Source organism: Coprococcus eutactus (assembly GCF_025149915.1).
Taxonomy (GTDB): Bacteria; Bacillota; Clostridia; order Lachnospirales; family Lachnospiraceae; genus Coprococcus; species Coprococcus eutactus.
Genome location: NZ_CP102278.1, coordinates 532,215 through 557,718, shown reverse-complemented (window position 1 = coordinate 557,718; position 25,504 = coordinate 532,215). Strand labels below are relative to the sequence as shown.

18 protein-coding genes are annotated in these 25,504 nt (G+C 43.5%); 4 read left to right on the top strand and 14 right to left on the bottom strand.

The window, feature by feature from the left end; genetic code table 11:
* Positions 1-51: 51 nt before the first annotated feature.
* Positions 52-825: a hypothetical protein gene (locus tag NQ536_RS02365; protein WP_004851542.1), complete on the bottom strand. Its 774-nt coding sequence runs from the start codon at positions 823-825 to the stop codon at positions 52-54.
* A gap of 193 nt (positions 826-1,018) precedes the next feature.
* Between NQ536_RS02365 and NQ536_RS02360 the strand changes: the two genes are divergently transcribed.
* Positions 1,019-1,720: a DUF6796 family protein gene (locus NQ536_RS02360; RefSeq protein WP_004851544.1), complete on the top strand. Its 702-nt coding sequence runs from the start codon at positions 1,019-1,021 to the stop codon at positions 1,718-1,720.
* Between the two features lie 97 nt (positions 1,721-1,817).
* Here NQ536_RS02360 and NQ536_RS02355 read toward each other — a convergent pair whose 3' ends face one another.
* From NQ536_RS02355 to NQ536_RS02340, 4 genes are all read right to left on the bottom strand, one after another.
* Positions 1,818-3,782, bottom strand: coding sequence for an oleate hydratase (locus tag NQ536_RS02355; protein WP_044998162.1), 1,965 nt, complete (start codon positions 3,780-3,782; stop codon positions 1,818-1,820).
* A gap of 150 nt (positions 3,783-3,932) precedes the next feature.
* Positions 3,933-5,765, bottom strand: a complete 1,833-nt coding sequence (locus NQ536_RS02350) for a GGDEF domain-containing protein (RefSeq protein WP_259805372.1) — start codon at positions 5,763-5,765, stop codon at positions 3,933-3,935.
* Between the two features lie 79 nt (positions 5,766-5,844).
* Entirely contained in the window at positions 5,845-6,405 is a 561-nt protein-coding gene (locus tag NQ536_RS02345; protein WP_004851548.1) for a TetR/AcrR family transcriptional regulator, read from the bottom strand.
* A 66-nt stretch (positions 6,406-6,471) separates the two neighbouring features.
* Entirely contained in the window at positions 6,472-9,021 is a 2,550-nt protein-coding gene (locus tag NQ536_RS02340) for a cation-translocating P-type ATPase (protein WP_004851549.1), read from the bottom strand.
* 342 nt (positions 9,022-9,363) lie between these two features.
* Here NQ536_RS02340 and NQ536_RS02335 point away from each other — a divergent pair, with 342 nt between their 5' ends.
* A complete protein-coding gene (locus NQ536_RS02335) occupies positions 9,364-9,840 on the top strand; it encodes a DUF3592 domain-containing protein (RefSeq protein WP_004851551.1) in 477 nt (158 codons plus the stop codon).
* A gap of 146 nt (positions 9,841-9,986) precedes the next feature.
* Here NQ536_RS02335 and NQ536_RS02330 read toward each other — a convergent pair whose 3' ends face one another.
* A complete protein-coding gene (locus NQ536_RS02330; RefSeq protein WP_004851555.1) occupies positions 9,987-10,787 on the bottom strand; it encodes an SDR family NAD(P)-dependent oxidoreductase in 801 nt (266 codons plus the stop codon).
* A gap of 359 nt (positions 10,788-11,146) precedes the next feature.
* Between NQ536_RS02330 and NQ536_RS02325 the strand changes: the two genes are divergently transcribed.
* Both NQ536_RS02325 and NQ536_RS02320 read left to right on the top strand, forming a co-directional pair.
* Entirely contained in the window at positions 11,147-11,611 is a 465-nt protein-coding gene (locus tag NQ536_RS02325; protein ID WP_004851558.1) for a MarR family winged helix-turn-helix transcriptional regulator, read from the top strand.
* Entirely contained in the window at positions 11,602-12,930 is a 1,329-nt protein-coding gene (locus NQ536_RS02320; protein ID WP_004851560.1) for an MATE family efflux transporter, read from the top strand. The genes NQ536_RS02325 and NQ536_RS02320 overlap by 10 nt, the downstream gene beginning before the upstream one ends.
* A gap of 51 nt (positions 12,931-12,981) precedes the next feature.
* On the opposite strand, the gene NQ536_RS02315 is transcribed toward NQ536_RS02320, so the two are convergent.
* The 8 genes from NQ536_RS02315 to NQ536_RS02280 form a co-directional block, all read right to left on the bottom strand.
* Positions 12,982-13,680 (bottom strand): HAD family hydrolase, encoded by a 699-nt coding sequence (locus NQ536_RS02315; protein WP_004851562.1) that lies wholly within the window; start codon positions 13,678-13,680, stop codon positions 12,982-12,984.
* A gap of 257 nt (positions 13,681-13,937) precedes the next feature.
* On the bottom strand, positions 13,938-15,647 hold the full coding sequence (locus tag NQ536_RS02310; protein ID WP_004851564.1) for an extracellular solute-binding protein: 1,710 nt from the start codon (positions 15,645-15,647) through the stop codon (positions 13,938-13,940).
* A 49-nt stretch (positions 15,648-15,696) separates the two neighbouring features.
* Complete coding sequence (locus NQ536_RS02305) at positions 15,697-16,572, bottom strand: sugar ABC transporter permease (RefSeq protein WP_004851565.1); 876 nt, start codon at positions 16,570-16,572, stop codon at positions 15,697-15,699.
* Positions 16,572-17,966, bottom strand: coding sequence for a carbohydrate ABC transporter permease (locus NQ536_RS02300; protein ID WP_004851566.1), 1,395 nt, complete (start codon positions 17,964-17,966; stop codon positions 16,572-16,574). The genes NQ536_RS02305 and NQ536_RS02300 overlap by 1 nt, the downstream gene beginning before the upstream one ends.
* 106 nt (positions 17,967-18,072) lie before the next feature.
* Positions 18,073-19,374, bottom strand: a complete 1,302-nt coding sequence (locus tag NQ536_RS02295; RefSeq protein WP_004851568.1) for an extracellular solute-binding protein — start codon at positions 19,372-19,374, stop codon at positions 18,073-18,075.
* Positions 19,375-19,720: 346 nt separating this feature from the next.
* Positions 19,721-21,433 carry a sensor histidine kinase gene (locus NQ536_RS02290; RefSeq protein WP_004851569.1) on the bottom strand — a complete coding sequence of 571 codons (1,713 nt, stop codon included), beginning with the start codon at positions 21,431-21,433 and terminating at the stop codon, positions 19,721-19,723.
* Between the two features lie 58 nt (positions 21,434-21,491).
* Positions 21,492-23,063 (bottom strand): response regulator transcription factor, encoded by a 1,572-nt coding sequence (locus tag NQ536_RS02285; protein WP_004851571.1) that lies wholly within the window; start codon positions 23,061-23,063, stop codon positions 21,492-21,494.
* A 117-nt stretch (positions 23,064-23,180) separates the two neighbouring features.
* Complete coding sequence (locus NQ536_RS02280) at positions 23,181-25,430, bottom strand: glycogen/starch/alpha-glucan phosphorylase (RefSeq protein ID WP_044998084.1); 2,250 nt, start codon at positions 25,428-25,430, stop codon at positions 23,181-23,183.
* Between the last annotated feature and the right edge of the window lie 74 nt (positions 25,431-25,504).

The following is a 25,504-nucleotide window of genomic DNA, read 5'->3' as shown; positions in this document are numbered from 1 at the left end:
TTACTTCTCTCTCGTGTCTTTTATATCATAGACTAACAACATTATATACGATTATAACTGCCAGTCTATATTCTTTGCATTCTCAGCAAGCAGCAACCTGGTCGCAAGCTCTTCATCATCCAGTTCTACATAGTCACCATTTGCATAATATCTCCACTCGGCTGTCATCTTTTTCCCTGTAAAGTTCGTCTCCCTTATGACCCAGAACTGTTTTGGAGACAATCTCTCCTGATTATTTTTCATCAACGTATAGCACTCTGTGTACTTGCAATTCTTTACTAGTTCCTTGACATCCATAAATGTCTCACGATTCTGAACCTGACATATAAGCAGACTGCAATTCTTCTTTGGTTTTCTCTGTACCCTCTCAATGGATATATCAAACCATGAACACAGTATCATATATATCAATATGTATACAAACAAATATGCTATGGAAAATACGACATCACCTTTATCGCCAATAATCTTGTATAGGAACCATTTATTAAAATAGAACAGGATCACGCCAGTCAGAAATGAACATAAGATCAGATCTGTGAACCACTGGCCGGCTATGATCAGCCCATGTGTGTTACGTGAATCTGATAAAAAGCGCAGTATCCATAGAATCAACAGTGTGCCAACCGCCAACACAAGAGCCGCTATGCCAAGATGCACACCTGAGTCAAATATCCAATGCCAGTTAAGCGGCAATTTTATATGTTTTATATCTTGCAAGAGGTACTGCACATCAGGATTCCACACCGTATTGCCCCAATATATGAATCCCCATACTGCACCTATCACAAATAACAAAATCTCCTTTTTCCATCTTCCCCTCATAATGTACCTCCATTCTTAAGCATCTTTTATTGTATATATATGGAAAGTATATTTTTATATACGAAAAAAGTCAATTTTCTTTCCCCATTGGCTCGACTTGTTTTTGGCAAATATTTCTTCAATTATCTCCTCGTATATGATATGTTCTAGTTAGTTTATGCTAACCATATAGATTATTTACAAGGGGGATTACATGGAACAGAAAGAAAAAATTAAATACCAAAGGAACTGCCTGCTGGGCGCGCTCGGCGCAGCGCTCCTGATCGTGGGGGATCTGTGTATCAGCATAGTACCCGCATCACCCGCGGACAAAGGACTTTATGTGAGGGGGGCATATCTGAACGGGGATTTCCAGCTGTGGAGAGTGGCTCTGCTGCTTGTGACAGGTCTTGTCGGTATGTTCTTCTATGCATTTGGCATAGACGCCATATCGGAGCAGATACTTCCCAAGTACCGCAAGACGAGGGCACTCGTCAAATACGCAGGGCTCATGTATGTCGCGTCCGCCGCGACACTGCATTTTCTCGTGGGAACACTCGCTTACTGGGTAACCTATCTGTCTGAACACATTGGAAGAGAACAGGCCATCGCATATGTTGACGACTACTACAATCTGCTCTTTCCAGCCGTCAGCATAGTGTACATACCTACGGCACTGCTCATGCTCACAAGTCTTATATCGCTGCTGGCAGGCAGAACTGTCATGAAGAGGAGCATGATCGTATTTCACATCATCACATGGCAGCTTATATTTGTGCTCATTCCTGACATCAGACAGGCCATGGGCGCCGACATATCCACACTGGATTATGTATTCAGTCAGGCATCAGGAAACACCGCCTGCCTCATCTGGCTAGTTGCCAGCTTTGTATATTCTAAAAGAAACAGCAATTAACAACCGTCTCCAAACTAATTCAAACATATAAAAAGTTCCATGCATCTGCACCGTGCAGACACATGGAACTTTCTTATTACTCTATATTAACTTCAACCTACAGCATACCCTCTTTTATAATATCGTGGTCTCTCAGTACCTTTTCAATCACCGTGCCCTGGATTTTCTTAAGTATAGGCCTCTTGAGCTTGTTCAGAGGTCCAAGATTTATCTCAAGCGGAGATTTGCCATCCATGAGCTTCACGCTGCTGTCCAACAGTTCACGGATATCGTACACACTTCCCCACACCTCAGGAACACCTCTGTCCACGCCGAGAAGTCCATACACAGCCTCCATGGCTGTTCTCACCGAATACTCTGTGGTGAACACTGTGTCACGAGGGGTGTCTGCGAACTGTCCGAGGAATGCAAAGTTGGTGCATCCGTCTGGAATTACATCCGGTCTGTCGCCCTTTGCTCTAGGCATGAAGAACGCGGTGATATATGGCATCATAGTTGGCACACAGACTGCGCTGTTTGTGGCCAGCTCCTCGATCTCATCTTCTGGCACACCCAGATGATAGAGCCACTCCTCCGTGATCTCCTTACCGGTACAATCCTTCATAGGCTTCTTGATATAATCGCCCGGAACATCTGTGAACAGGCCATATACCCATACACACACCTTATCCTTGTCCTGGGTCTTGAACTGTCCCTGTCTGTTGATGGTCCAGCTCAGCAGCCAGCTTGAATCCTGACAGCTCACTATACCACCCGTGACAACCTTTCCTGTTCTCGGATCGCGCTTGCAGATATCTACGATATATGGGATGATCTTGTCGTCAAGCGTTGTTACTGTGGCTGACTCCCAGTTTGTCTTAGATATATCAGAGCAGAACTTCTCAGGATGGCCAAATGAAGGATCCTGTGCAGCTATGTTCTTCCATAGGCTCCAGCAGCCGCTTGTTCTCACCTCTGCGTCACCATTTGGCGCATGGTTCTGATCGCCATAGATAGTTCCCTCCGTGCAGCTTCCATTTGTGACAAATACAAGATCGTTCTCAGTGAGCGGGATCCCCTTCTCAGTTCCGTTTACCCTGCACTCGATGGTCTTTGCTATCTTCTTGCCGTCTCTCATGTCAAATATGACATTTGTGACCTCCGTGTTGTACTGGAATGTCACGCCCGCAGCCTCAAGATACTTCACCATCGGAAGGATCAGCGACTCATACTGGTTGTACTTTGTGAACTTGAGGGCCGAGAAATCTGGAAGTCCTGAGATGTGATGTATGAATCTCTGGAAGTAGAGTTTCATCTCCAGTGCACTGTGCCAGTTCTCAAATGCGAACATCGTCCTCCAGTACAGCCAGAATGTCGAATCAAATACCTCATCGTCGAATACATCTTCTATTGTCTTGTCATACAGATCCTCGTCCTTTGTCATGAAGAGCTTCATGATCTCCATACAGCCCTTCTGGCTCAGATTGAATTTGCCATCTGTGTGGGCATCCTTGCCTCTGTTCACTGTTGCTCTGCACAGTGAATAATTTGGATCCTCCTTGTTCAGCCAGTAATACTCGTCAAGAACCGATACCCCCGGTGTCTCTATGGAAGGTATACTTCTGAACAGATCCCACAGGCACTCGAAATGGTTCTCCATCTCACGTCCACCTCTCATGACGTAGCCTCTGGCAGGATCAAATATTCCATCGCACGCACCGCCCGCTATATCCATAGCCTCAAGAATATGGATGTGTGAACCCGGCATCTGTCCGTCACGTACAAGGAAACAAGCTGCTGCCAGTGATGCAAGACCGCTTCCCACTATATATGCGTTCTTGTCATCCACGCCCTCCGGCTTTCTCGGTCTAGCAAATGCCTCATAGTTTCCATTTGTATAATAGATTCCCTTACTGTTCTTCTCATGCTTTCCGCGCTCCGTATTGCGGTACTCAGCATGTTCAGCCGCAGCCTTCTCCTTCTGAACTTTTGCCTTATTATGATTTTTAACTGTGAGAGCTGCTGCTCCTGCGCCGGCTACTGCCACCGCTGCTATCCCGATTCCCAATTTCTTCTTTGACATAAGCAATTCTCCTTTCAGTTTGCCGTCTATATCCATCTCATGCCCCTATAATAGCTTGCCCAATTTTTATTTCATATTTACAAAAAAAGTGGAATGATAAAATTTTTATCATTCCACCCGTTTTGTATAACTCTATATTGCATATGTACTCTAGCGATACCTTCTATCGACGCCCTCCTGCCTGTAATATGCCGCCTTGTTCTCGTACATTCTCTCATCTGCAGCCTTGACCATCTCGTCAAATGACTCCCAGTCCTTCTCATCACTTGACACATAGCCACATGATATCGATACGGATTTCACCAGCTGTCCAGACCATCCACGCACAACGTCATCAAACTCCTGCTGCACTCTCTTCAGCCTTCTGGTATTTACAAAGATGATGGCTGCAAATTCATCACCGCCCATCCTGTACACCTTACCATAGTTTCCAAGACACTGCTCCATACACTCGGCAGCACCCTGAAGCAGTTCATCTCCAGCCGCATGTCCCAGGGTATCATTCACTGGCTTAAGCCCATTTACATCCATGGACACATACACATATACAGAATCTCCCGGCAGCTCCCTGACATCATCTATATATGCGCTCCTGTTATAACATTTTGTGAGCTCATCTGTATAAGACCGTCTTATCAGCTTCTGCTCCCGTTTCTTATCTTCATCTATGTTTCTGGTGGTAAATATGACTTTTAAAGGACGTCCGTCCTCGTCAACATCTATCGATATAAATGACAGTCTGAACCATCCAAGGTCCTTCACCATGAACTCACCTGATACAATCTTTTTCTTGATCAGCCTGTCACCCAGACTATCAAGATCCATGAATTTCTGGGCACTTGCCTGATGTTCCTCCACAACCACCTTATGAACGATCTTCCTCATAAGTTCCTTCGCCCCTGCTGCCCGCTCACCAACCCTCAATATCAGGTCTCCTGCGGTATAGAGGGCAAATGTATCATGTTGAAGATCAAGCATATGCATGCTGTAATACATCCCCGACATGGATGTCAATATTGACAGCTGTTCATTTCTCTCCCGATTCGCATGTATCACCTTCATCACCATGCTTACCACCAGGCCGGCGGCAAAACACAGATACAGTGCCATGATAACCATGATTGCCATATTACTCCGGCTATTCACATCCATTCTATATATGACCCCGATCACATACTCTCCGGATCTTCGGAATACACATCTGTTTCTAAATCCATTAATCCTTCTTATGCCTGTAAAACTGTCTTCATCGTCCGGCAGCACATCATCAGTCACCGAAATGCCGATCTCATCAAGAGTAAGCCCTACTACCGGTTCATATGAACATCCATATATTTCTCCCGATTCGCCATCTGCCACTACAACACTCAGTCCATCATACATAGGCATATTGGCAACCACCGTGGATATCTCATTCTGTTTTACTTCATTCAGAAGTCTTCTCGGCTCGATTCCAACCTGTATCATCTTGGTTCCATCGTCGTTCCATGTTATTGCATACATCATCTTCTTACCATTTGATGTGTTCGGAGTGACATCCTGACACATGGTGAGATTCTTGTCATCAAGCATCGGCTTGAAATACGCCATCTGCTCCCCGGAATCAAAGCTATATCCAAAATATTCGGGATTGGTACCAGCATATATCACGCCATCCGTATTAAACAAATGCACCTCATCAACAGATATAAGTGCAGCAATCTTGCGGAGCTCCTCCACATTATTTGCAACCTCAGGCTTTGCATCAACTATATACGCCACAGCCTTAGCCCTGACCATATAATCTTCCTTGAGGGAGTCTATCAGATCTTCCTCACTTGCCTTATTCTTCTCGATTACATTGCTGACCTGATCCAACAGCACCTGCGAGGTCCCGTCAAAACTCCTGTTATTGATAAAGCTGAGTATAACCGCCTGGATGACCATAGCAACCAGCACGATCCCCCCTGTTATCAATATTATCCCCGGCAATCTCTTTTTCATATCTGATGTTCGATTCATAAGCGCTCTCCCCGCGTATCCCGCAGTAATAGATTTCTTTATTCTGATCCGTCCTCTGCTTTTACATCTCGCTTTCAAAGTTATGAATGGAATTTGCTATATTTCCACGAAGCGTAATGCTAAGCTGCTCTACTATTTTATGATAATCGTCCTTCATCCCCTTGTCTACCCAGTCAAGCATAATCCCCACAAATCCATACTTGTAAAAGTCTGCGATGAACTGCTTATCAGTCTCCGAAAGATTATCCCCTGCGCATTTCTCATCCACTACATCCGCTATGAGCTGATACGACAGCTTATACAGATAGTTTTCTATCTTAGCCTTATCAACTGACCTGTATATATTTGCGATAAATGGCTTGTTCTCAAGCACAGCCTCAAACACCTGTATCATGCCCTCCTGCCAGGTATCGTAGGTCTTCTTATCCTTCAGCGCCTGCTTTCCATCCTCTATACACACCCACTCGGCAAGCTCATATATATCCTGAAAATGATAATAGAATGTCATTCTGCTTATCCCGCAGTCTCCAGTGAGATCCGCTATCGTTATCTTGTCAAACGGCTTCTCTTTAAGCAATTTCTTAAGCGAAACTTCAAGCGCCTTCTTCGTTGTATTCGCCATCTTACACCTCCTCACAATCTTTTCCCGGGGACGGAGGTACCTGTCCCCATTTTTTTCGACAATTCTCTACTTAAAAATGTTATATTTCCTTATCTTTCTTCTGATCTTACGTCTGTTCTTCTCGTCTCCAAAGAAGCTGCTGAGCTTTTCAACAAACAATGTCAAATATCTGAACATAGATTCCGCAGCAAATGCAAATACAACCATGAGCAGGAAACATATGTTGGATATCGACTCTATGGCAAACAGCCTGCCGAGGAAAAGGCCACAGAACAGCAGTCCGACTATGTTGATAAGAAGTACACCATACTTCATCTTGTTGAACGGATGGCTGATCTTGATTATTATCATGAATCCGACAACCGCAAGAAGCATTGTGCCGGCTGTGGCTATGTCCTCACTCGGGAGATTGAAGACCTGTCCGCAGATTACAAGTGCTCCGACTGACAACACATCCGTGAGTCCTGCAGGCAATGCTTTTAACATGACATTTACCATAAAGTTTCCCTCTATACGATTCCTGTTCGGCTCAAGTGCCAGCAGGAATCCCGGCAATCCTATGGTGAACATGCTTATGAGCGATATCTGTGAAGGCTCCAGCGGATATGTGATCGCAAATATCGCTGAGAATATGGCCATCAGCAGTGAGAATATATTCTTAACAAGGAAGAGGCTTGCTGATCTCTGTATATTGTTGACTACCTGTCTTCCCTCAAACACCACATATGGCATACGTCCGAAATCCGAATCCAGAAGCACCGTCTGTGCCGCCTGCGCAGCCGCTTCACTTCCGGATGCCATTGCAATACTGCAATCAGCATCCTTCATTGCGAGTATATCATTTACACCATCACCAGTCATGGCAACCGTGTGTTTCTGTTTCTGGAGCGCCCTGACTATGAGCTGCTTCTGTTTAGGCGTAACTCTTCCAAATACTGTATATTTATCCACAGCCTCAGTTATATCCTTCTCAGACGCCAAAGTGGACGCATCCACATAGTTCTCCGCTCCATCTATGCCTGCCCGCTTTGCCACCTCTGATACTGTGGCAGGGTTATCTCCGGATATGACTTTTATGGCAACGCCCTGCTCTTTGAAATATGTAAATGTGCTCTCCGCATTTTCCCTTATTGGATTTGAAAGCACTATATAACCAATAGGAGATATGCCTCCTAATGGTCTTATCGAACCAATAGAATTCTCTCCATTAATATTCTTACTATCATCCGCATCTTTGTCGTCGTTGTTCTCTATATATGAAACTCCTGACTCCGCCATAAGAAGGACTCTGTATCCCTTGCTCTGGTACTCCTCTATCTCTTCGGATATCTCCTCATACCTATCCTTCATTATAAACTCCGGAGCACCAAGCATATAGTCTCCTTCGACAAATGACACCTTGCTGTATTTGTTCGCTGATGTGAAAGGCTGTGTCTTGAGCAGTGTCCTGCTGCCCTTCTCTATCTCATTCTTAGCCACATAGGATCTAATCGCCTCCATTGTGGCATTGTTGTCCTCAATGACCGCCGAGTAATCCGCCAGCAAGTGCGCAAATGCTCTCTTGTCCATCTCGGCATCGCCGCATCTGCCGCTTATCACCAGCTCTGTAACCTGCATACCCGGCTCAGTGATGGTTCCGGTCTTATCCACACAGAGTACATCGACTCTCGCGAGTGTCTCTATACTCTTCATGTCATGCAGTAACACTTGTTTCTTCGCAAGTCTTATTGTGCTGAGCGCAAGCGCAACAGTTGTGAGCAGATAAAGTCCTTCAGGGATCATTCCGAGAACCGCCGCAACCATCGATACAACACTCTTCTTGAATGTCTCTCCATTCATGATATACGCCTGGCAGAACAATATGATTCCCACCGGTATGATGATGATTCCAACCCATTTTACAAGTTTATTGATGTACCTGATCATCTCTGACTGTTCGCCGTCACCCATGGCCTTCGCCTGGGCTGTGAGCTGTGATATGTATGACTCATTGCCCACCTTGTCAAGCTTGGCATAGCACTGCCCGGACACCACAAAGCTTCCGGACATGAGTCGATCACCTGATTTCTTCTTGATCTCATCCGACTCACCGGTGAGCAGGGCTTCATTTACCGATATACTGCCGCTGAGCACCGTAGCATCAGCACATATCTGATTGCCTGCCGACAGAATGATGATATCGTCCTTAACCAGTTCCTCTGATTGTATCTTCTGCTGTTCTCCGTCTCTCACAACTATCGAATGCGGCGCATTTAACATGCTCATCTTGTCAAGAGTCTTTTTGGCACGCAGCTCCTGAAATATTCCTATAACCGTATTGCCTATGATGACCGGCAGGAAAGTCAGATTCCTAAATGAACCAACGATACATAGCAGCACCGTAAGTATGAGGAATATAAGATTGAAATATGTGAGCAGATTGGACTTGACGATCTGCCCCACAGTCTTCTGCGTACTTATATCCGTGTGATTGGTCTGTCCATTGTCGATCCTTTTCCTTACTTCCTCCGAGGTAAGACCCATGATCGGGACTCCCCGTGTATCCAAATTGCTTTCTGAGTTTGTATCCAAATAAAACACCTCTTCCTGTGTATATGGTCGGCAAATGTTATGCATCGAGCAGCATTTTGCATCGACTGCCCATGACATCTCATTATTTCTTTAATAAAGTTCTATTATAAGTACTCTAAGTAAGGTTATTCAAGAAGGATGGCAGATATTTCATATTTTTTTAAGAAACCTTGTATCTCATTAACGACAAGCGGAAGGCCATCTGGTTTGAGATGTGAATATAGATGTGGATATATTTAAAATTATTTTAAAGTAAGTTATTTGAGATAATTCACAGCATATTATATTGTAATATTACATTTTATTAATACATTTTTTATATTATAATGTGGATGGTCATCAAACTTGGGAGGATGACAAGTTTTATTTTTAAGGGGGATTATTCTAATGACGAAAATCGTGAAAGACTACCGGAGAAACCCGGAAAACATAAAGGCACTGTACCTAGCGATCGTTTTTTTGATACTGGGTGGGCTTGGCTGCTTGAAGTATATCGTACCGGATATCATTGCATGGACTCAAAGTATTGGCTGTGAACAGACAACCGGATATGTAAAGTATTCTGAACAGTATGATTATTATTCCGGTCGTTACAGAAAAGCCAGTAACCATACAGTAACCTTTGATACAATCGTCGAATACACCATTGATGACCAGACATATACCCAGACAGTATACACTGGTACTAATTACTTTAACATGGGAGAATCCGTCAAAGTATACTACAAAAAAGGCAATCCAGAAAATGCCGTGACTGACATTGCCATGAAGAGAACACCTACATTCACTTCCGTTTTCATGTTCGGTCTAGGTGCCGCCTTACTCATATTATACTTACTTCCCTTCAAGATAGTTGATGACTGAGTCGGCTAAACAAAATGAGCATAACACATTTTCCATCTGGGTTTTATTGTGTTACGCTCATTTTTTATGTAAGCTGCGAACCAGGTTTCGCATATACATCATATTCTATTATCATAGCATAAGCCATATTTGATATATTGACTGCTCTATGGTCTCTGTCCCATCGCGCCCTCAAGTGTGATGGTCTCACCACTCATGTACTTGAAATCCGGTGATGCGAGTGCCACGCACGCACGTCCAATCTCCTTCTCTACGTCTCCGAAGTGTCCCATTGGCGGCATCTTTACATTTGCCTTGAACGCATCCGGATATGCCTTCTCGAAGTTCTCAAGCTGTGATGTCCATGCGAGAGGACATACTATATTGACATTTATTCCATCAGCTGCCCACTCTGTAGCTGCAACTCTTGTAAGGCCCCTGATGCCTTCCTTCGCTGCCGCATATGCACACTGTCCGTAATTTCCAAAGAGACCTGCACCTGATGCAAAGTTGATGACTGAACCCTTTGTCTCCTTCAGATATGGATAGCATGCCTGCATATAGTAAAATGCAGCGTAAAGACCTGAATATATGGCAAGGTCAAACTGTGCTGTTGTGTGATCTGCGATGGTAACGCCTGATGCAGATGCCTGCGCATTGTTGATGAGCACATCTATTCTTCCAAATTCCTTAACTGCCTGCTCCACAACGTTCTTGACAACGCTCTCATTGTCCGCACCTGCGTTTACATCAGCCTGGACTGCAAGAACCTTGATCCCATATTTGCTCTCAAGCTCTGCCTTTGCATCCTCAAGCTTCTGGACATTACGTCCTGTAAGCACCAGATTGGCACCTTCCTTGGCATATGCTGTCGCTATTCCGTATCCGATGGATCCACAACTTCCATCACTGAGAACTGCACGTCCACCTCCTGTTATTATCGCTGTCTTACCTGTTAAAAACCCCATAAGTATATACTCCTTTCCTGGCCATGACTACTTTCTTCACATCGCATAGATTTCAGTCATCCATAACATATATCTATAAATTCATAGCCCATGTCTATTATTATAGCCACACTACCTACCCAAAACAACTCATTCACATACCTTTAAATGAAAATATTTATGCATATCTTTACTTAACCCACTATCCTGTCCTCTTATTAAAATTTATATAAACTTGCTTGACTAAATCCGATTTCGGATTTATATTGGATAGTGGTGCTTTCCCGATCAAATATCATATATTTTAAGAAAATACTTTCTCATTGCTATGGGTTTAAATTTGCACCCCAATAATAACTAAAGGAGTTTTTTCATATTTTATGATCGCATATAAAGACAGTCATTTACAAGAACAGCTACGCATATTTAACACCCTCTGGAAAGCTCAGGACGATATCTGGCAGGAGGCGGCAAGAAACTCCGGGCTGCCTGAAACTGCTTTCTGGATAATTTATATATTGACCATTGAGAATAAAGCTGAACTTACTCAGGCAGAGCTATGCGACACATGGTTCATACCCAGACAGACATGCAACTCTGCTGTCAAAAAACTGGAAGGCAAGGGACTCATTTCTCTGACAACACACAAAGGTGCAGGGAACATTAAATATTTATCACTCACGGAAAATGGAGTCTCATTCGCCAACAAATATATTACGCCACTGACAAATGCTGATATTTCATCATTTTCGAGTTTTACGGATGAGGAAAGAGAACTTCTGCTCTCACTCATGCAGCGTCAGCTCGATTACCTTAAGAAAGGAACTGAAGGATTATGGAAATAAGACTTTCTGATTCATTTACATATAAAAAGCTTATAAGATATGTGCTGCCGTGCATTGCCATGATGATCATGACATCCATCTACAGCATTGTGGACGGCTACTTTGTCTCCAACATCATAGGCAAGAATCCATTTGCAGCGGTCAATCTGGTCATGCCTGTGCTGATGGCGATATCCGCCATAGGATTCATGATCGGTACGGGAGGCAGCGCACTGACTTCATATTATATGGGGCTCGGGGAAAAGAAAAAGGCAAATGAAGTATTCTCGATGCTGGTGTGGCTTATCATCATCTCGTCCTGCATTGTGGCAGTCATAGGATTTGTCTTCATGCCCCAGATAGTCGAGCTCCTCGGAGCCAGCGATACTATACGCTCAGACGCCATATTATACGGAAGAATACTCATTCTGTCAGAGCCGTTTTTTATGCTTCAGAACAGTTTTCAGAGTTTTCTTACAACGGCAGAGAAACAAAACCTTGGTCTGCTGGTTTCAGTACTTGCGGGTATCACCAACATGGTACTTGATTTTCTTCTCATGTTTGTGTTCCGCCTCGGCATAGCCGGAGCTGCGGCTGCCACAGTGTGCGGACAGATTATAGGAAGTGTAGTACCGCTCATATATTTTGCGACCAACACAACAGGATCGTTAAAACTGACGAAAGCAAAGTTTGACTGGAAGTGTATCTGGAAAGCCTGTGGAAACGGCTCTTCTGAGATGCTTACCAACCTGTCCACATCCCTTGTGTCTGTGGTCTATAACCTGCAGCTTATGAAACTTGCGAATGAAAATGGTATAGCAGCATATGGTGTGATAATGTATGTGTCATTCATATTCATGGCAATATTCTTCGGTTATGCCATCGGAGTCACGCCTATCATCGGTTATAACTATGGTGCCGGTAACAAAAAACAGCTGCACAGCCTGCTTAAAAAAAGCCTTGTGATCACCGCCGTCACAGCCATAACAATGACGGTTTTGTCCGAGGTTCTGGCACTCCCTATCGCAAGAATATTTGTTGGCTATGATGATACACTATGCCGTATGACCCAGACCGGTATGATGCTTTTTTCCATATCATTCCTGTTCTGCGGATTCAACGTATTTGGCTCAGGTTTCTTCACAGGTCTAGGCAACGGGCTTGTATCCGCAACCATATCTTTCCTCAGAACACTGGTGATACAGCTTGCAGCGGTGTTGATGCTGCCTATGGTGTTTGGCATCAATGGAATCTGGTGTGCTGTGGCCGTAGCGGAGGCTGTGACCCTTGTCATAACTATCACCTTCCTTATAAAAAATAAAAAGAAATACGGATATTAAACAAAATAAGCCGGAGTATGTGATTTTTAATTATCACGCACTCCGGCATTTTTACATCACCCTATTCACTATGTTCTTAAGTTCCGGATAGCTGGACACAGCCAGTACATCCTCGTCCGTCTTGTTCTGCAGCGACAGATACCACACTGGTGTCATTCCGGCATTTTTCGCTCCCATGATATCCTTCTTGTAGCTATCACCCACATAGATGACCTCATCGTTCTTTACGCCCAGCTTTGTGGCTATCATATCAAACATCCTGCGGTTCGGCTTTTCTATACCAGCCTCCTCGCTTGTTATCATTGCGTCAAGTCTGCCCGTAAGTCCAAGTCTGTCTATCTTCCTGAACTGGATATGAGCAGTCATATCTGTACAGATACCTATCTTTATCCCTCTGGCTTTCATATCATCTATAAACTCCAATGCCCCGGGGAATATGGATATCTTGTTCAGAAAATTGTTCCAGAAGTAATTATACACCTGCAGATCATACTTAAATGGTGATACCCCCAGGATCTCCAGCATCTTCTGGAAATACAACACCCTGTTGTGCTGCGCCGCCATATCCCAGGCAGAGAGCTGATCCTTTACCATGTCTCTGCCTTCTTCAAATGCTTTCATCACTGTCACTTCATCTATATGAAGAAGTTCATTTGCCACATATCTCACAGTGTCTTCCACTGCCTTATCATTCTCGTGAAGGCAGTCGTATAATGTATCATCTAAATCAAATACTATTGCTCTTATCATATATATCCTCCTATGTATTGTGCCGGGTGTTCTAGTTCATACTGTATACATAGTATATAAATTTTGAGCTTTTTTTACAATCTCATCCTTGTGCGCATTACACCAATTATATTCATACCCTTAGGGGGGACGGAGGTACCTGTCCCCTCCGTCCCCATGGACGTTCCGTCCGGAAAAGCAAAAAACCTGACGGTTTTGACACCGTCAGGTTCTATAGAAAATAGCGAGTGATCATTTTTATTTAATTATATATCCAGCTACCGGCACTCACGTCGAACTTCCTTGGTAATAGTTGTTCCACCAGTCTTGTACCAATTGTCCACGAAACTATCAAATTCATCCAGATCTGCTTCACCTGTAACTATCTTCAGGTAAGTGTCGCTCTCTAGATTCTCAAGGTGCCACCAGTCTGACATCATGGTCTCGGTCTCCCCGAAGTACAGAGATTCGACTTTATTTGTACGCGCATCATTGAGGATCTTGCACGCAGTTATACGGGATGTATATGCCGCCCAGTCCTCCGATGACGCATTATCTTCATTCTTAAGATATGAATCACATGCTTCATAATAAGACTGTTCCAGCAGATTCAGATCATCTGGCTGCCTTACGCCAGAGAACACATGGCTCAGCTCGCCATAACATATCTTAAGTGCATTGTTGTAATCCACGTTCATCGCAAGTGGTCTTGCGGTAGGATCCACATTGAGTTTGTAGTAATCCTTTATAGCCTGATTGTCTTTATCCTCATATCTTACATAGTCAAACAGCACACTTATTATCTTGCACACTATCTCCGGGTGCTCATATCCCTTTTTGACAACCACAAAGTTGCCATACGGAACTTGGGTATGATAACTCGTTGAACCATTTTCCTCTGTGGCAAGCAGATATGGTTCCCATTTTGCTGTTGGATCGTCCGCTACAGCGTCCATAAGAGGATTATTTGGAGCCCACCATGGTCCGAAGAACGAACCACACTGTCCATTCACTATGAGTTCTATTATATTGCTGCTTGTCCGCATGAGGAAATTCTGATCCAGAATCTCTTCCTCGTACATCTCATGTATATGCTCCAGAGCCTTCTTTGCCTCCGGCTGTACAGAACCATACACAACTTTTCCGTCCTCATCCTTTATCCACTGTTTTGGAAATGCCCCATATGCGGCAAATACAATGTCGAGCGTGTACTCGCTGCTATAACCACAACCGCCGCAGAGACTTGTGTCTGCCACCAGCCCTACGGTATTTCCTTCACCATTATTTCCCGGATCCTTCTCAATAAACTGCCTGATGATCTCCTCCGCATCCGAAAGTGTTCTCGGAGCATCAAGTCCCAGCTTATCCATCCAGTCTTTTCTAAGCCATATCAGATTTGGTCCATCTGATATATTTGTCTCAGGTATGGCCATGATACGGTCATCAAATGTGACCACATCCATGATACTGCTGCCATAACTCTTATATATGTTCTTTATCGTTTCACTCATACAGTTGTTATAACTGTCTGTGAGATCCTCGATCATGTCATTTTCCACCAGATACTGCAGCTCATCCATGTCCTGGACGATCATCACATCCGGAAGATCCTTCTGTGCTATCACCATGGATACATTATCATCATACTGATTATCAGCAGCCTCAAATATATCCTGGTTCTGCACATTTAAGATTTCGTTTAATATCTGTGTGTATGCGTTATTTTCATACGTTTCTCCCTGTGGGAGATTTGAATTATTTGCACCGGACAGCTTTCCCAGGGTATAGGTGAGCTGTTCCGGATACCTTCCAAGCGGCGTTGTCTCCGCAATATGCATGGCAGACTCATATTCTGCATCTGTGGTCGCCTTAGACGGGTTGGAGGGGGTGTTATTGTCCTGGCAGCCACATATTATTATAAGGGTAATTGTTAGCACACATGTTATTATTTTTTTCAGATACTTGAATTTATATCGCTCTGCTGGCATATGCTTTCCTCATTCCACTTGTTTATGCAAATAATTTCATATATTATCCTTAACCCTTTACGCCTCCAGACATGCTATCCTTGTAGCACTTCTGCATTACCATAAAGAGAATGATAATCGGTACGGATATCAGCACTGCGCCAGCCGCAAATGAGTTGAACCAGTTGTACACATACTCTTTCTCGAGCATGTTCCAAAGTCCGATGGATACTGTGTAATAGTCCTTGTTGGCTCTGCATATAACCTTGGCAAACACGAAATCAATCCATGGTGCAAGGAACGAATTCAGAACCGTATAAACTATGATCGGACGGCTGAGTGGTATGATGATCCTTGTAAATGACTGCCATCTTGTAGCACCATCAAGGTATGCTGCTTCTTCCAGCGACTTTGGTATAGTATCAAAGAATCCTTTGGCGATATAGAATCCAAGTCCTGAACCGCCTGAATATACGAGTACCAGAGCAACCCTGATGAGCGAGCCTTCTGAAAGTCCCAGAACCTTAAGGATGTAATACACAGCTATCATAGCCATGAATCCCGGGAACATTCCAAGGATAAGTGCCACATTCATAAATGGCTTTCTCAGTCTGAAACGCATTCTTGACATACAGTATGAAACTGCAAGCACGAACGCTGTTGATATTATACATGAGAAAATTGCTATTATCAAAGTATTCTTGAACATCTGCATGAAATTCAGAATACCTGTGTCTGTAAAAAGCTTTGTATAGTTCGCCAGAGTCAGAGACTTTGGCAGCAGAGTTGAAACATACTGTCCTTTCTCTCCTCTGAAGCTTATCATGATTATCCATGCGATCGGCAGTACCCAGATAACCGAAAGGATTACCAGTATGATATGAACCACGATGTCTCCCAGTGTCCATTTGCTTCTTGCTTTAATCCCATTATTTGATTTAGCCATTACTGAAATCCCTCCTCATCTTTATATGATGCGGTGTTGTGGTAAGTTACCAGTGACACAACAGCGAGAACTATGAATGTCATGATACCTATAACAGCACCTAAGTTGTAGTACTGGTTATCAACCGTCAGTTTATAGAGCCATGTGACAAGAAGATCTGTCTTTCCGGCAGTCTTTCCAACCGGAGTAGGCGCTCCATTTGACAGAAGGTAGATAACGTTGAAGTTGTTGATATTTCCCGCAAATGTTGTTATCAGATATGGTGCTGTGACAAACAACATATAAGGAAGAGTGATCTTGAAGAAGATCTTTACCGGGCCTGCGCCGTCAACTCTCGCAGCCTCGTATATCTCCTCCGGTATGCTCTGGAGAATTCCTGTGACCTGCATGACGGTAAATGGAATTCCTATCCAGATATTGATAACAATTACCATGACTCTGGCAAGTGTTGCATTGCTCCAGAATGGAATAGCATTGTCGATTATTCCGTTATTTATAAGTAATGTATTGACGATACCATTCTGGCTGAAGATTGTTCTCATCAGAAGAAGTGATACGAACTGCGGAACCGCTGCTGAGAGCATGAAGATCGCTCTCCACATACCTTTTGCCCTGGTTCCCCTTCTGTTGATCACCATTGCGAGTATCATTCCAAGGAAGTAGTTACTGAATGTGGCTGCCACAGCCCAAACAAGTGTCCAGCCAAGCACTGACCAGAATGTACTTCCTATTGCATCACTAAAGTTCAATATCTTTGCAAAATTCTTCAGTCCAACCCAGTTGAATATAACTGTATGTGAACCAAGCTTGCTGTAATTTGTAAATGCCATAAATATCATGAAAACCAATGGCAATATCGTAAATACAACGACTCCAAGTACAGGAAGTGGAAGAAGGAATGCATGAAGATTGCTGTCAAACAGACTCTTCACATCGTCCTTAAACTTTGGAACCTTTTTGCCCTTATCCCACAGGCAATACGCTTTGTATGCGCTCTCTATACTTACTACCCAAAGGCAGATGAATGCGAAAATTATAAACAGTGTTGCCACACCGTACAGGAGCATGAGCAGAGAGTTGTCACCCTGGGTATATTCAAATACACCCTTTGCCTCATTCCAGACCTTCTGCTGTTCCTGACCACCCAGATGGAAGATATCCACCAGTAGTGATGCTCCATGCTTTATCATAAACCATATAAACAGTACCTCAAGTACCAGGTACGAAAATCCCTTTACAAACTGTTTTCTGACTATGCTTCCAAACCCCAAGATCAGAAATGAAATTCTGGTAGCTATGTCTCCATTTGCCGCTGCCTGTGCAACGGTATATGGGTAATCAGATCTTCGTATTTTCTTTATTTTGCTTTTTTTATTTGTTATAGCCTGAGCCATCCTAACACCTCCGTCTCAAAGTAAATCATTATCTCTTCTTATTACAAGTGCCCCATCACCTGTAGATGAATGGAGCACCTGTTTTTGAAATATATAACTAGTATTTTTACTGTGCTACATCAGTGTTAAGTGATGTGTTGAATGACTCTGTCATATCTGCTGCGTTGTCATGTGTAACCTCACCATTTACGAGAGACTTACCAAAGTTTTCTGCTGGTGTCCAGTAGTTGCCCATCTTAGGAACAAATGGCTGGATGAATGCTGTTGTATCGAATGTTGCATTCTGAGCTGCTACAAGTGCATCGCCCTTAACTGCATCGCTCTCAAGAAGGCTTGTGTTACATGGAACGATGTTTCTTGCTGTGTAGTGTGACTCCTGTGATGCCTCATTTCCAAGGTAGAGTGCAAGTGCAACTGCAACCTGTGGATACTCACAGTTAGGATTTACAGCGATTGCCTTTGATCCTGCAAATGAGAGGAGCTGCTTGTCCTCACCGCCGATCTTGGCTGTTGGCATAACTGCGATTCCGAGATCATCTCCAAGTGCATCGTGTAATGCTGCGTAGTCCCATGAGCCCGAGAACATTGCTGATATTGAACCATCTGTCATACCTGAGATACCAACACCTGACTCATCGTTTACAAAGTTCTTGTTGTTTACAAGATCTACCAGGTAGTCTGTAACAGCCTTGCCGTTGTCACCACCGAAGTTGATTCCTGCATCATTGTCTGTACCATCACCGAATAATGTTCCGCCATTTGCAAGGTAGAATGCTGCGATGTACCATGAGTTTGTGAGTGGGAATGAAACCTTACCCTTCTCAAGCATTGTGTCAAGGCTCTTTACATCATCCTCTGTAAATGTCTTCTTGTTGTAGTACATAAACCATGTATTTGTTGTAAATGGCACACCATAGATACCTCCATCAACTGTGATAGAATCTACGATCGCCTGTGAATTTGTTGACTTAACATAATCTGCTGTGCTTCCGCCGAGCTCTGAGATGGCACCTGCATCGATCAGAGTCTGTAACTGGTCATTTGCGAACATGTATACATCTGCTGACGCTGAAACGTCCTGTGTAACAGTCTTTCCTGCATCACCCTCACTACATGTACCATAGTCAAATGTGATATCCCAGTTTGGATGCTCTTTCTTGAATGCCTCACATGTTGTCTGTAACCACTCGCCGTAATCAGGTGACTGATCCTCAGCTGGTCCCCATACTGTAAGTGTTGTCTTGATCGCCTCTTCCTCTGAAGCTGCCTCTGTTGCATCTGTAGCCTCTGTTGCATCACTCTTTGCTGCTGTTGTTGACTCATCCTTTCCTGAATCTCCACATCCTGCCAGCATTGACATTCCCATTACACCCGCAAGTGCAACTGCTGCAAATCTCTTAACTTTCATAACCGTTCCTCCTTAAAAATGTAGTTTTGATTGAATGTTTTTAACACCTTTGCAGTACCTTTACCTTATGTCATTATTATAAGAAAACGTTTCCAATCCGTATATATCAATGATTTTAGAATCATGTTGGATTTTTTAGATATGTTGTTTTTTTGATGGGCGGGCGCCCCCAGAGTGTTAGCAATGTTATTATGTCTCTCATATATAGATTTTATTACATATATAGATTCTGTTTTATTTTTCGCCGATAACTGGATTTGTTATTATAAAGTATAAAAAAATGTACCTCTTGAGCCTTAATATGCTTCAAGAGGTACATCCACTCTTTGTATTTTTGTATGATTTTCTAGTTTTCTACTCTCTTTGGGAAGTGGAGCATTACTTTCGTGCCGACTCCCGGGGTGCTTTCGATCTTCACCGCGTACTTCTCTCCATAATATAGCTTGATCCTCTCGTTTACATTTGACACACCGTAGCCATTGGACGACTTGGACAGGATCAGGGCGGCCTGGGTCTTTGTCATTCCAACTCCGTTGTCTGACACAGTGAAATCAAGAAAATCTCCATTCTCCTTTCCCTCTATGCGTATCTCTCCTCTGCCGTCAGTCTTGACGTCAATTCCATGCCCTATCGCGTTTTCAAGCAGCGGCTGGAGTATCAGATTCAATGTTTCATACTTCAGAATACTGTCATCTATGTCGTACACCACATCAAAGCTGTTGTCATGCATGGCAAGCTGTATATCAAGATACGACTTGATATTTGCTATCTCATCTTTGACAAGCAGGATGTTTTTCCCTTTGTTCAGGGCTGTCCTGTAGAATGTGGACAGAGACAAGGTGATCCGGCTTATGTCTTCCTGCTCCGCCTCAAGGGCTTTCCAATTGATCATAGACAGAGAATTATACAGGAAATGCGGATTGATCTGGGCCTGAAGTGCCCTCATCTCGTATTCCTTTTCCTTGATCTTGCTCTGATATACCTCATTGACAGTCTCATCAAGGCGCTTACTCATGCTGTTATAGCCATTTATAAGATCACCGATCTCATCTGTACTGTCATTTTCTATAACCATGCCCAGATTTCCTGTCTCGGTGGCCTTCATAGTCTTCTGAAGATTTTTGATTCGCTTCGTTATAAATTCTGATACCATATTTATACATAATATACCTGCGAGCATACTTATCAGAAGTGCCGCCACCGCTATTATAAGTATCGGGCGAACCGATGAGATTATAAGTCTGTTCGGTTTGTATACACATATGTTCCAGCCTGTCGCCTTGGACGTCTTATCTATGAACTGATACCCCGAATTTTCCATCTCTCTCAAAACATCGAATTTGTCCACATCCAATTCATATGCTGACTGCTCATCAGCAAATGTATTCTTGTTGAATATCATATGTCCATACTCATCCTCTATGATAAGCCCATAATTATCAAACATTGTCTCTGTATAAAACGGTTGAAATACACTGTCATAATCCACGCCTACATACAAAACGCCCTTGGCGCCTTTCTGCTCCAGCATAGCCATCCTGCTGACTGAAAATGCAGTGCGGCTTTCCAGGTCAATATGCCAGTGTATATTGTTATCCAGGTCATCATACTCATGCGTTCCGTCCGCCAGATCTTTTAGCGGTGCAACCGTTGACCCATGTTTTACATCACTGGCATCAGTATATATCGTGACCTGATTTACATCCTCATGGAAATACATGATTGATGCCAGCAGAGGATCGATCACCGTACTGAACTGCTCATAATTCTGATATGCCGACTGATCCGCGCTCAGTATCTTTGCAATCGACTGGTTATACGATATATATTTAGAGAGATTGTTGTATATCTCCAATTCATTGTCCATGGAATCCGTGGTCTGGCTGACATAAGATTCCAGGATCGTTGTCTCCCGGTCCCACAGGATCTTTTTCATCTCCATATATGTTATACCCAGTATTATCATAACAGGCACAAGTCCGGCCAGCAGATAAATAACAACCATTTTGCCAGTCAGCTTCATATCACGAAATCTCTTCTTGACTCCACCTTTGTTCATCTACGATCCCCCTGCTTAACGAGTTCTGCAATCGCCCTTTTCCAAGTCTGCTGTATGTCTACTCACCGCCTGCAACACCGCTCTCCCTGAATTTCTGAGGACTCACTCCATAAAACTCCCTGAAACTCGAGCAAAAGTAAGATACATTCTGATAACCACACATCGCACCTATATCTACAATCTTCGCCATACTATTCTCAAGCATATCCCTTGCCCTCTCCATTCTGTATGACTTGATAAATTTGCTCAGGTTCTGTCCCGTCTCTTTTTTAAACACTGTGCTGAGATAACTTGGGGCAAGATATACCATATCCGCAAGCATATCTATGCCAAGCTCGCTCCCGTAATTCCTGTAAATATACTGCTTTACCATCTCCACTTCCTTATGTCCGGTCTGACTCTTGTCCTCAAAGCAGGCCGCCAGTCTATCTATCGCAACCTCAACCAGGCCTGTAAGGCTCTGAAAATCCGTCGTCATATACATCTTTTCAACATCCTTGTTAAGATCCGCCTCACTGGTCCCATCTATACTGCCGTATATGTCTTTCAAAAGATTTGAGTAGAGAAACTTTATATATATCTGTGAGCACTCATTCTTGTGCCTGTACTTTTCACAGAATTTGTCAAAATGTTCCCTGAGGGCCTCCACATCCTTCATCTTGATATCCTGTTTCATCTGTTTCATGAGAGTGTCATCATCAAACTGGATCATTCCTGATGAATCACTCTCCATATTTGGGTAGAACACCTTTATCTCCGGATGATAAAACTTATTGTCCATAAGCTCATCAAGCTCATCAACCTTCTGTTTCATGTCCTCAGGTTTCTCTATATCCGATGAAACTGCTATAAAACATTCCTCATCGTAATCACTTTTAATTATTTTGACAAGCTCCTGGGCCGTGTAAACCGCATCTGTTTCGTCGCCCAGAAAAATAAGTTCCTGCTGTTGATTCAGATTGAGGTATCTCTGTATTCCAAGTGCCATTATCTTCTCATTTTTCTTGAAATCTACATCTCGTCTTCCAAAGAAATCGTGATTAAATTCAACCAGCAGAATTCTCTTAAATCTGGCGAAATTCAGGTTCAGACCGTTGTACTCTCTGCGTATACTCTCTATATCTTCGCCATTTACAAGCATATATAGCGCATGCTCATAAAGGAATTCCATGCTCTTGCTCTTGAGCTCATCCGAGGCTTTAGCCGCCTCAAGCTCATCCACAACCTTCTCCAGCGTATCCTTAAACTCCTTTGGATCGACCGGTTTCAGTATATAATCCACAACCCCCAACCTTATTGCTCTCTTAGCATAGTCAAATTCATTGCAGCCGCTGAATATCACACATCTCATTTTCTTCTTCTCATTTACCACATTGTCAATGAGTTCTATACCGTCCATGAAAGGCATCTTCACATCGGTGAGAAGGATATCATAATCCTCCTGACGTATCTTCTCCAGTGCATCAAGACCGTTTACCGCCTCGTCAATATCAAATTCCATATTCAACTTTTTCAGGAGGAATCTTATCCCGTTTCTCTCTATTCTCTCGTCATCAACGATCAGTATTCTATACATCTCTCCACTGCCTTTCTTTTTCTTGATGTGAACTGTTTTCGTATCGCATTCCAACTTTAGTAAATTTAATTATAACCGACTTACTTCCTATATGCCACCAAAACCTAAATCAAAAGGGGACGGAGGTACCTGTCCCCTCCGTCCCCTGCTGGGAAATAACCTAGCTTTATATTACAATCTCCAGATGTCCTTGTTGTACTCAGCGATGGTTCTGTCTGATGAGAAGAATCCAGCCTTGCTGATGTTGACAAGTGCCTTCTTTGCCCAAGTCTTGCGATCTTCGTAATCTACAAGTACGCCTTCCTTGGTCTTGATATAATCCTCAACATCCAGAAGTGTCATGAACCAGTCCTTAACGATAAGTTCGTTGTGAAGTCTCTCAAGACTTTCCTTCTGTCCGATCTCAAGGAGCTCATCGCTCACGATGAAATCAACAAGCTTCTTGATCTCAGGCTGCTCGTAGTAATCCTTTGACACATAATCAGCCTTTGCATAGTGGTCGATGACTGCCTCGCTTGACTCGCCGAAGAAGTAAATGTTATCCTCACCGACAAGCTCACCAATCTCAACATTTGCACCATCTCTTGTTCCGAGTGTAAGCGCGCCGTTCAACATGAACTTCATATTTCCGGTACCTGATGCCTCCTTTGATGCAAGTGAGATCTGCTCTGAAATGTCACATGCAGGTATGATCTTTGCTGCCTTTGACACATTGTAGTTCTCGATCATGACAACCTTGAGGTATGGGTTCACCTCTGGGTCATTATCGATGAGCTGCTGCAGGCAGAGGATAAGATGGATGATATCCTTTGCGATGGTGTATGCAGGAGCTGCCTTTGCGCCAAATATTACAGTTACAGGAGTCTTTGGAAGATTTCCTGCCTTGATATCGAAGTACTTGTGGATAACCCAAAGTGCGTTCATCTGCTGACGCTTGTACTCATGAAGTCTCTTAACCTGTATATCAAAGATAGAATTCTCATCTATGTCAATGTTCTGTGTCTCCTTAAGGTAATCCTTGAGAACGACCTTGTTCTGCTTCTTAATATCCATGATCCTGCCAAGGACTGCATCATCATCATAGAACTTAGCGAGGTCATTCAGTTTCTCTGCATCCTTTTTGTAGCCGTCACCGATAAGCTCTGTGATATAAGCTGCAAGCTGCTCGTTGCAGTGGAGAAGCCATCTTCTGAATGTGATACCATTTGTCTTGTTGTTGAACTTCTCAGGATAGATCTTGTAGAAGTTGTTCAGCTCAGAATCCTTGAGGATCTCTGTGTGAAGGTATGCAACACCGTTTACACTGTGGCTATAGTGTATATCAATGTGTGCCATGTGCACTCTCTGATCCTTGTCGATGATGTATACGCTCTCATCCTTATATCTGTTACGAACCTTCTCATCCAGCTTCTTGATGATAGGAACAAGCTGTGGAACAACCTTCTCAAGGTATGCAAGCGGCCACTTCTCAAGAGCCTCTGCAAGGATAGTGTGGTTGGTGTATGCGCACACCTCTGTCACGATCTCTGTAGCCTCGTCAAATGATATTCCCTCAGCGGTAAGAAGTCTGATGAACTCAGGAATCACCATAGAAGGATGTGTATCATTGATCTGAACTGCTGCATAATCCGCCAGGTCGTGAAGGTTTGAACCCTTTGCCTTAGCCTCATCAAGAATGAGCTTTGCACCATTTGCCACCATGAAATACTGCTGGTAGATACGGAGAAGATTTCCAGCCTCATCGCTGTCGTCCGGGTACAGGCAAAGTGTCAGGTTCTTTGCAATGTCTGTCTTGTCGAAGTTAATTCCGTCCGGCTCCATGATGGACTCGTCAACGCTCTCGATATCGAAGAGGTGGAGCTTATTTGTTCTGTTCTCATATCCGGTTACATCTATATCGTACATTCTTGACTGAACTTTCAGATTGCCAAATGTGATCGTGTTGGTAACGTCTGTCTTCTCGAGCCAGCTGTCTGCCTCAATCCAAGGATTTGCAGTCTCCTTCTGATAGTTGTTCTCAAATACCTGCTTGAACAGACCCATGTGGTAGTTAAGTCCAATTCCATCTCCGTGAAGTCCGAGGGTTGCCATGGAGTCAAGGAAGCATGCTGCAAGTCTTCCAAGTCCGCCATTTCCAAGTGATGGTTCCGGCTCAACCTCCTCTATGTCATAGATGCTCTTGCCATTCTCAGCAAGCACCTGTTTAACCTCGTCAAATACACCAAGGTTGATGAGATTGTTCGAGAGAAGCTTTCCAATGAGGAACTCTGCTGAGATGTAATAAACCTTCTTCTGTCCCTCCTCTGAAACCTTTCCGTCTGCGAGCTTCTTTGTCATATCAAGGAGTGCGAAGTATATCTCCTCATTTGTACAATCCTTGATCTCCTTGTTGTATTTCTTCATGCAAATATCCTTTAACATAATATCCTCCTTACAAATATACGTCTTCACCCTGTTTGCTTGAACATCAGCTCATTCTGAGTCGCCTTCGGCGA

Excerpts from the sequence above, each read along its gene's own strand:
- NQ536_RS02345 (WP_004851548.1), bottom strand. The coding sequence starts at position 6,405 with ATGGCGAATACAACGAAGAAGGCGCTTGAAGTTTCGCTTAAGAAATTG.
- NQ536_RS02305 (WP_004851565.1), bottom strand. The coding sequence starts at position 16,572 with ATGGCTAAATCAAATAATGGGATTAAAGCAAGAAGCAAATGGACACTG.
- NQ536_RS02335 (WP_004851551.1), top strand. The coding sequence starts at position 9,364 with ATGACGAAAATCGTGAAAGACTACCGGAGAAACCCGGAAAACATAAAG.
- NQ536_RS02315 (WP_004851562.1), bottom strand. The coding sequence starts at position 13,680 with ATGATAAGAGCAATAGTATTTGATTTAGATGATACATTATACGACTGC.
- NQ536_RS02365 (WP_004851542.1), bottom strand. The coding sequence starts at position 825 with ATGAGGGGAAGATGGAAAAAGGAGATTTTGTTATTTGTGATAGGTGCA.
- NQ536_RS02355 (WP_044998162.1), bottom strand. The coding sequence starts at position 3,782 with ATGTCAAAGAAGAAATTGGGAATCGGGATAGCAGCGGTGGCAGTAGCC.
- NQ536_RS02360 (WP_004851544.1), top strand. The coding sequence starts at position 1,019 with ATGGAACAGAAAGAAAAAATTAAATACCAAAGGAACTGCCTGCTGGGC.
- NQ536_RS02340 (WP_004851549.1), bottom strand. The coding sequence starts at position 9,021 with ATGCATAACATTTGCCGACCATATACACAGGAAGAGGTGTTTTATTTG.
- NQ536_RS02295 (WP_004851568.1), bottom strand. The coding sequence starts at position 19,374 with ATGAAAGTTAAGAGATTTGCAGCAGTTGCACTTGCGGGTGTAATGGGA.
- NQ536_RS02280 (WP_044998084.1), bottom strand. The coding sequence starts at position 25,430 with ATGTTAAAGGATATTTGCATGAAGAAATACAACAAGGAGATCAAGGAT.
- NQ536_RS02290 (WP_004851569.1), bottom strand. The coding sequence starts at position 21,433 with ATGAACAAAGGTGGAGTCAAGAAGAGATTTCGTGATATGAAGCTGACT.
- NQ536_RS02300 (WP_004851566.1), bottom strand. The coding sequence starts at position 17,966 with ATGGCTCAGGCTATAACAAATAAAAAAAGCAAAATAAAGAAAATACGA.
- NQ536_RS02325 (WP_004851558.1), top strand. The coding sequence starts at position 11,147 with ATGATCGCATATAAAGACAGTCATTTACAAGAACAGCTACGCATATTT.
- NQ536_RS02320 (WP_004851560.1), top strand. The coding sequence starts at position 11,602 with ATGGAAATAAGACTTTCTGATTCATTTACATATAAAAAGCTTATAAGA.
- NQ536_RS02330 (WP_004851555.1), bottom strand. The coding sequence starts at position 10,787 with ATGGGGTTTTTAACAGGTAAGACAGCGATAATAACAGGAGGTGGACGT.
- NQ536_RS02350 (WP_259805372.1), bottom strand. The coding sequence starts at position 5,765 with ATGAAAAAGAGATTGCCGGGGATAATATTGATAACAGGGGGGATCGTG.
- NQ536_RS02310 (WP_004851564.1), bottom strand. The coding sequence starts at position 15,647 with ATGCCAGCAGAGCGATATAAATTCAAGTATCTGAAAAAAATAATAACA.